This is a genomic window from Methanosarcina sp. 1.H.T.1A.1 (genome assembly GCF_000979295.1).
Classification (GTDB): domain Archaea; phylum Halobacteriota; class Methanosarcinia; order Methanosarcinales; family Methanosarcinaceae; genus Methanosarcina.
The window spans coordinates 40,900-48,997 of record NZ_JJQY01000029.1; the positions used below are offsets into that span (position 1 = coordinate 40,900).

The window sequence follows — 8,098 nt, forward strand, 5'->3', positions numbered from 1 at the left end:
GCACTTACTTTCCATTAATCTTCCACCGATAAATATATTTCCTATAGTCAGTCTTGAACTACATTAATTGAAGTTTGAACCATATTAATTGAAATTTTAGAGCATACAATTTTGAAAGAAGTTATATTATGATTATCTTATCATGTGATGACCTTATCATGTGATGACCTTATCATGTGATGACCTTATCATGTGATGATCTTATCATATGATGATCTTATCAGGTTTTACTTCGGGTTACAATTTTAAGGAGTAAAGACTTTTTTATTTCTACTGCATCATTCGGACACAGTTCGCGACAGCAGTAGCACTGGATACATTTTTGCTGGTTAATTTTTAGTGTTCTGCCCACTTCCTCAATTGCATGCGCTGAACAATTCATAACGCAGGCTTTGCAAAGCGCACAATTTGACGTGTTGATAAAAGGCTTTACAGTTAATTGCTTTCGAAGAATTCCAATAAGAAAAGACGGCATGTAAGCAGTAATTCCACCTTCCGACCTTTTAAACCTGAGACTTACCTCCTGCAGAGGCACTCCTGCAACTTCCGGATGCCTGGTGCCGAACCCTCTTGAGAGCGCAGCTTTGTTTGTAGGAACTTTTAAAGGATCGATTCCTATAAGCTCAGAGGCTACGATATCCAGGGATACACAGTCATAACTTGCCATGACCACGCCTGCAAGTACAGGTGTGCCATTCGAAGGTCCATTCCCTTCCATTCCGAAAACGCCGTCCATAACTGCAAGATGAGGCTTGGCGATAGAGTAGATATCGACAACAGCATGTCCAAAACGGTCACGATCTTCCAGGGCATGTGCCTGCTTTCTTATTTTCTGAGGCACTGCCCCAAAGAAGTTTTTGACAGCCCCCGTATAGAGTGTCAGTTCATGCGTCTTGAGTTTTGGAAGTGAGATTACCACATCAGCCTCAAGGACTGCTTTTGCGACGTACAGGCGTGGGAAATGCCTGGCGTTGGGAACAGAGACCTCGGTGTAACCTGAGGTCTCAAAATTGATAAGCTCTGCGCCGACAGCGGATGCGGCACCTTCAATTCCCGATGCACGAAAAGCCTCCGTTGTCGTGGTAGAACCCGGTTTCGCAATCCCTGACCCGTCCCCTATAACAGGAATACCTCCTGCTTCCAAGACCAGTTCACACATTGCAGAGACTATTGCAGGATGAGTGGTGACGGCATCCTCCGGAGGCCGGATCGCAAGTACATTGGGTTTAAGAAGCACGCGATTACCCGGAGATATAACGCTCTCAAGCCCGCCTATCAGGTTGAGTGCCTCCTTAATTGCACCTTTTACACCCGAATAGTCGGAACAGCGTACAATGGAAACTCTGGTGTTCATAAAACCTCAGCAGGAAACCCCTGAGTCTTTAGCTCAGAGGTAGTTGACGCTTATCCTTCAGAATTGCTGATTGAGTTAACGTTGACTTCGAATGTTGATTTTGTTGACCATTAAGAGGAAAAATCCTCAAATGGCTTTTCTGGCAGGCACCACATTTAATGAAGCATTTGCTCCATGTGACTTATATGCCCGGATAACAGATTGGAGGAGCAGCCCGTGTATACTCTGTGCTATCTCTTACTCTGTCAACGTGCCTCCAGGCTTTTTCTATAGTATCTCTGGGCAGACCAGTGTTCTTTTCAGTGAACTCTAAAGGCAGCTTATGTTCCTGAGCATACAGGAGCTGATCCAGGATGTGTATGGGCATACGCCAGTAGAACTCCTCATCAGTCGTATAATGGCTCCATGTGTCGGCACTTGGCGGGCGCTTTATAATTTCCTCATTTACCCTGAGGTGTTTTGCCAGAGCATAGATCTGAGTCTTATAGCAGTCTGCAAAAGGTTCGAGATCTACACCTCCATCTCCATATTTTACAAACTGGCCAAGGACAAGTTCGGTCTTGTTGGTTGTGCCGCAAACAGCGTAATTCATCTTTTCGGCATACATATACTGGACTATCATTCTGGACCGCTGCTTAACATTCTGCAGTCCTATCAATTCCAGATAATCGTTTGCTTTCAACCTGTGCCTGGCAACCGTTTCCCCGTCTTTTATCAGCCTGATATGAGGAACATTCAACAATCCCTGATTAAGGAAATCAGGCAGCACAAGTGAGGTGTTATGTATTTCGGGGTCGTATTCCGGACAGGTCCTTTTTATAATCTGTTCCTTTTTGTTATAGATGCCAAGAGACTCAATGATTGGAGAAATCGGGACCTCCTCATATGAAACTCCCAGGCTTTCACAGATTTCTGCTCCCAGGGTTTTGCTTGAAGGAGCAGATTCTTTTTCAGGGAGGAGAAGGCCGTATACGTTTTCCTTGCCGAACTCCTGTACGCAAAGCGTAAGGGCTACAGCTGAATCAATACCCCCTGAAACCCCCAAAACCACTCCTTTTTTCTTAAAAGCCGTGATCTGACCTCTAATAAAACCCCTGAGTATTTCAGCAAGCTTATCAGCATCTCTGTTCAATTCATCCATAATCTGCGTATTACTGCTGTCCGTTAACCGCCCGGTATTATTTTTTGATAACTGCGCGATATTACCCTCTGTAGTCTGCGCTACGCTACTCCCGGTTATCTGCATAGTATTACTCCCCTGATCGATTATTTGTTATGGTAGTTAGTTATACTTTTAAACTGTATGTAATAATATATTGAATCCCCGGATCATTTATTAAAATAACTGGGCATATAAAGAATAACTCTTTGCTGAAAGAATATCGGATTAAACTTTCAGCCGGCTCTTTTATGAGTGATTTATCTTTATTTCAAGTTTCTCTGCAGCTTCCTCTATCAGCGGCTGCGATAGTTCCTGGTGAAGTTTTTCCAGCCCTTCTTCCCTTGACATTTCCCCACTTCGGACAAGCCCTGCTATGTCAAAGGCATATGGATGGAAGCCGTACTTTTCGAGGTGATTATGGCATGCAAAAGAATTCAGCGTACAGTTAGTTGAATTACTGTCATTAAGGTCGGGAGCTTTCCACCCGAGCCCCATTACTGTTTCAATCACTTTGTCCTCACTATATTCCCACAGACAGAGCGGATGCAGAATGGATGGAGCAACTTCACCTATATTTTTAATGACCTCATTTTTAATGAGGAACTGCTCATCCCTGTCATCAACACCTATTTTTTGAAGCTGCTTTTCAAAAAGATTCCTTGACCATTGTATAAAATTAGCTGACAGATTTATTATAGGATTTGGTGACTGTCCTGCTGTAAAGGCAAATACAATAAAAGGAGCTTTCTGAACTATGGCCTGTTCCAGCAATTTCTGTTTGATGACGCTGATGCAGATATTGCATATGTCGCTTGCCCTGTATTTGGCAAACTTAGGGAACGCATCATAGGATTCGGCTGCCTTTCGGAAGAGCTCGTACAGGACCTCTGTTTCCATTGTCAGCTTAAAATAGTCACATCCTGTAATCTCACACATTTTCTTTGCATTTACTACGGCATAATCTGAAGTGAACCCATTATCAAACTGGACAGCAAGTACTTTCAGGAAAGGATAGTCTTTTTTGAGTTTGTAAAGTGTGTATGAAGAGTCTTTTCCACCTGAAAGTGCAAATATCACATCATAATTGCCCCTGCCGCTGTATTCTTTGAAGAGTTCTTCAATCCTGTTAAGGTACTGCTCCTTTTCCTGCGAAGAAAGAGGGACATAAGTCTCACAAAAATGGCAGAGCCCGCTTTCTTCGTTAATTTCTATGCCCGGAATATCCGAATTCAGAACACACTTTTTACATGCTAGCTTTGACATGCTGGTACTCCTCTATAATGGACCTGTTGGAGATTTTCCCGTTCTCGCTCAGCGGAAGATGGTCAATGAAGAGGATCTCCCTGGGGTACAGGTATCCCGGCAGGTTCTTCCTGCAAAAAGCAAAAATTTCGTCGACTTTAGTTTTCTGATTGGGTATGACCATGAGGCTGATTGCGTTGCCCATAAGCTCATGGGAAACAGGCACAACAAAAACGCTGGAAACCTCATTGTTCATCTCTATCTCTTTCTCGATTTCTCTCGGGTTAATCCGGTGGTCACCTATTTTGATGAGGTCATCCTTGCGACCAAGCAGCCTGAGGTATCCTCCCGGAAGTTTCTGCGCCAGGTCCCCTGTATGCATCCATCCATTGATGATCTTCTTTTCAGTTGCCGCCTCATCATTCAGATAACCCAGCAGGATATTATCTCCCCTGACAACAAGCTCGCCTGTGATATCAGGTCCCACTGGCCTGTTTTCAGAGTTGAAGACATCCAGGGTAACTCCTGGAATTGCCTTTCCTATCGTATCTATAAATTTGTCCACATCTTCTGATGGCAGGTAGGCAAGCCTTGCTGTGGCTTCGGTCTGGCCGTACATCGGCAGAATCTGCGTACCCGGACTTAACTCCCTGATACTCCGCACTATAACACTGTCCATGGCTCCGCCGGCAGATGCGGCGGTCCTGACATTCGCAAAGGCTTTTTTGAACCTTTCCGGGTATCTAAGAAGAATGCGATAGGTACTGGGCACTCCATAGAATATGGATACTCCGGATTCAATGAGGTTAAAAACCGGGTCTATGAAATTCATTGTTCCGGTGTGGATTGATCCTCCAGCCATCAGGTGGGAATTGATTATTGAATTCCCAAAGGCGTGGTGTGGAGAGATTACCAGGGCTGCTTTATCTTTTGGGGTTATGTTAAGAACCTCGATTATTGATCTGGAATTTGATACCAGGTTTTTATCGCTTAACATAACTCCTTTAGGAGTGCCTGTTGTGCCTGATGTATAGAGTACCAGCCTCAGTTCGGGATTGTTTCTCTCGAGGATCGTTCTTTTGCTGAGGGTCTCCACTGCAGTATCATCTGAAACAACGATCACAGTTCCAAAACGCTCAAAAAATCCATCTCCAAATCTTAAGTACTGTTTTTTCGTTGCAATTATGTTATTAATGCATGCAGCATCAAGAATTCGTTCAAGGCTTAACCCAGGCAATTCGATTGGCAGGGGTATTGCTATGTTGCCTGACCGGTATACTGCCATAAGTACCTTTATGTAGTGAATGCCGGACTCAGCCAGTATTGCAAATCTGCAGTGCTCAAAGTCATTCAGAGATGAGGCAATTATGCTTATATCCTCATCAAGACAGCTGTAAGAAATAGAATATTTACCCTCTTCAAGGGCAGTCTGGTGAGGAGTTTTTCTGGCGTGTTCAGTGATATAAGCATCAATTCTCATAACCATTCACTTCGCCAGTCTGGTTATCAGGTCAGTGATTCCCTGTAGAGAATCGAAATTCTCCGGAGTTAGCATATCTTCAGGAATTTCGATAGAATATGTTTCACAGATATAATCTATCAATTCGAGTAAACCGATAGAATCTATGATGCCGTTCTGGGTGAGAGAGTCACTGTCTCTAAGAACAGTTCCCCGCTCCATGAAAGAATTATCCTTCAAATAATCAAGTATGCCATTCTTTATCTGTTCCATACAATCTTACCCCTGTACTCAAATAAGATCATTAATCGCACGTAATACACACTTTGTCTATAGTAGTTGAAAGCCCCACAGGTAATTATGTAATACAACTATATAAATAATTTGAAACAATAGAGTGCTAAATAAATCATTGGAAAAAAAGAAATTCAAATGAGCTTAGATGTATCAGGTTATAGCACTCGATTCATACAGCTTTAAAAAAAATAATAAAATTATTCAAAGAAGTTAAAAAGGGTTATTCCTTGATCTATTATGCCTTTTTACCTGATTTTATCAAACATTCTTGCTTCAACCATAGTTAATTTTCTCAAGGCGACTTATATTAATAGTATGTGGATCCGAATCAGTAATGACAGAAAAGATGTATTTATTATCTAATAAATAGCTTAAATAACAGATATTATTGAAGTTCGGCTCTTTACTGAGAATGGAAAATATATTTTTATTAGAAAACTTACAATAAGCCTCTTTCATAGTCCATGTCCTCAAAATGTCGGCGTCACTTGCAGATTTTACGGTGCATGAAGATGTTGTTTGAAAGTATTTTAAAGTATTTTTTAGTGTTAGTGATCTTTTAATTTCGATATCAATACCAACCTCAACCTTTGATATTGCAAGAGTTAAAACATTTTCAGAGTAGGATATGCAGATGTGCAACTCTTTATGGTTGAGTATATGGACTTCTCCGCACTCGTCTTTATATGTAGAGATATCCAGGACAGAACTTTTGTTAAGGAGATGGAATAGAACATGTTTCAAAACCATTCTGGAGACAATATATCTTTTTTTGAAATATATTGTATGAAGTTTTTCAAGATATTCTCTTTCGGTGCTGTTGAGACATTCCATACTCAATGTGTCATAATTATCCAGATCAATAAGAAAGATAAGAACATCGTTTTGTTCCCATAAGTGGGGTATATTTTCCAGAGGAACGAAAGAGAGTGTCATCAAATTCTCAGTATACATGCAACTCACAGTATATTTACTACAATTGACTGTATATGAAAGCTTATATTCATAACTGGTGAAAAAGAGAACAGGACTTTATATTTTCATTCAGCCAAAAATCCGAAGTTCTATGGTGGTAATTCCCCCCAAAATCTCCAAAACCATGGAAATTTACTCTGTTTATAGATCATTTTTATCTTTATCCTTAATGCGTCAATCTTTACCCATCAATTTTTATTTGCTATATTTCCATCAACCTTAATTCATGGCCCTGCTCTGAAACGACGCGGGTATCATGGAAGAATGTTATGGCTCTTCGTCATTCCCTATGGATAAGATTATTTTCACTACAAGACCTCGTTGGTTTTTATGAGGATATCCACACAAAACAACGAAGAGCCGAATTTATTTTGAATAACAGAAGAAAGCCCCTGAAGGGAAGAAGAGAAGAACGAAAAAATACCTGATAAGTCAGGGCAAATTCTCTCCATATTCTCCAAACTCCGATGAATTTGCGGATATCACAAATTATATTTTTATTAAAAATTAATATTATTTTTTTTTTAAGATATATATGAATATGGCATAGAATATAATAATTGTTATAAAGAGGGAAGCTTTCAAAGAAAATGGCGTGGGAAGACCACCCACTTCCAAAGGAAAGAAAAAAACTCCCTGTAGTATATTTTGAAATTTAATAATGAAAATTAAATATATTTGAAAAATAGAATTTACGAGGGCCCCATACACCCAAAATAGATGAATAAAGTTAGGGAAAAAACACAAAAAAGAGAAAAGGATTAATAGTAATAAAAAAGACGTATGTGCGTAAACATTTCATAAGTGGGGTGGAATGTTACGGAGTGAGGTAAATAATGGACTATTTGGTCATTAAATAATCAATAGTTCAATAGGTGTGACCTTAAAAAATTTTTAAAATATTCTGGTAGATAGCTCTTGCTTTAAAAAATATAAAAAAATAAAAGTTCCAGAGGGCCTATCCACCCTGAATATAAGGATGCCGGTGTGTATACAGAAGAACTACCGACATTAAAAAGGTACACTGAATTTGAATACCTGTAAAAAGGCCACTTACAGACATACGGATACGATCCACGTCGGGGTATACAGATAAACATAGTATACGGAGTGGATACCATATTCGAACACTATCAACACATGCATGTGGAGTAGAGCATGTGGGGTGAATAAGTGTGTATAAGGGCTTAGTAAGAAGCGCGATAGTGGATACTGTCCACGTTTGCATAAGAAATAGATAGTGAAGAAAAATTAAACTCAAATAAGAAATGGGAGAGATATAAATGAGGAAAATATTTTCGGGGCTTCTTGTTTTTATGCTCTTACTATCATGCACCGTGTGCATGGCTGCTGCTGAGCAACAGAATTACGGCGATAATGGAGAAAAAGATAAAAAGCAAGTTGAGAGCGGAGACGATTCAGTAGGGGACTCAGATAAGGAAAAAGACAACGGATCAGATAAAGAAAAGGACAACGGATCAGATAAGGAAAAGGACAACGGATCAGATAAAGAAAAGGACAACGGATCAGATAAGGAAAAGGACAACGGATCAGATAAGGAAAAGGACAACGGATCAGATAAGGAAAAAGACAACGGATCAGATAAGGA

Annotated in this window: 7 protein-coding genes; 1 reads left to right on the forward strand and 6 read right to left on the reverse strand. The window is 40.4% G+C overall.

Going from position 1 to position 8,098, the window contains the following annotated elements:
• Window positions 1–220: 220 nt before the first annotated feature.
• The 6 genes from EO95_RS03555 to EO95_RS03580 all read right to left on the reverse strand — a co-directional run bounded on the left by EO95_RS03555 (window position 221) and on the right by EO95_RS03580 (window position 6,450).
• The gene (locus tag EO95_RS03555) at window positions 221–1,354 is read right to left on the reverse strand and encodes a DUF362 domain-containing protein (RefSeq protein ID WP_048132222.1); all 1,134 of its coding nucleotides are present in this window, start codon (window positions 1,352–1,354) and stop codon (window positions 221–223) included.
• 181 nt (window positions 1,355–1,535) lie between these two features.
• A complete protein-coding gene (nadE, locus tag EO95_RS03560; RefSeq protein WP_048132223.1) occupies window positions 1,536–2,600 on the reverse strand; it encodes an NAD(+) synthase in 1,065 nt (354 codons plus the stop codon).
• Window positions 2,601–2,762: 162 nt separating this feature from the next.
• Complete coding sequence (locus EO95_RS03565) at window positions 2,763–3,779, reverse strand: hypothetical protein (RefSeq protein WP_048132225.1); 1,017 nt, start codon at window positions 3,777–3,779, stop codon at window positions 2,763–2,765.
• Complete coding sequence (locus EO95_RS03570) at window positions 3,760–5,238, reverse strand: class I adenylate-forming enzyme family protein (RefSeq protein ID WP_048132242.1); 1,479 nt, start codon at window positions 5,236–5,238, stop codon at window positions 3,760–3,762. The genes EO95_RS03565 and EO95_RS03570 overlap by 20 nt, the downstream gene beginning before the upstream one ends.
• A gap of 6 nt (window positions 5,239–5,244) precedes the next feature.
• The gene (locus EO95_RS03575; protein ID WP_048132227.1) at window positions 5,245–5,490 is read right to left on the reverse strand and encodes an acyl carrier protein; all 246 of its coding nucleotides are present in this window, start codon (window positions 5,488–5,490) and stop codon (window positions 5,245–5,247) included.
• 297 nt (window positions 5,491–5,787) lie between these two features.
• On the reverse strand, window positions 5,788–6,450 hold the full coding sequence (locus tag EO95_RS03580; RefSeq protein WP_235282845.1) for a 4'-phosphopantetheinyl transferase superfamily protein: 663 nt from the start codon (window positions 6,448–6,450) through the stop codon (window positions 5,788–5,790).
• A gap of 1,322 nt (window positions 6,451–7,772) precedes the next feature.
• Between EO95_RS03580 and EO95_RS03585 the strand changes: the two genes are divergently transcribed.
• On the forward strand, window positions 7,773–8,098 hold a 326-nt coding region (locus EO95_RS03585), incomplete at its 3' end, for a hypothetical protein (protein WP_048132230.1).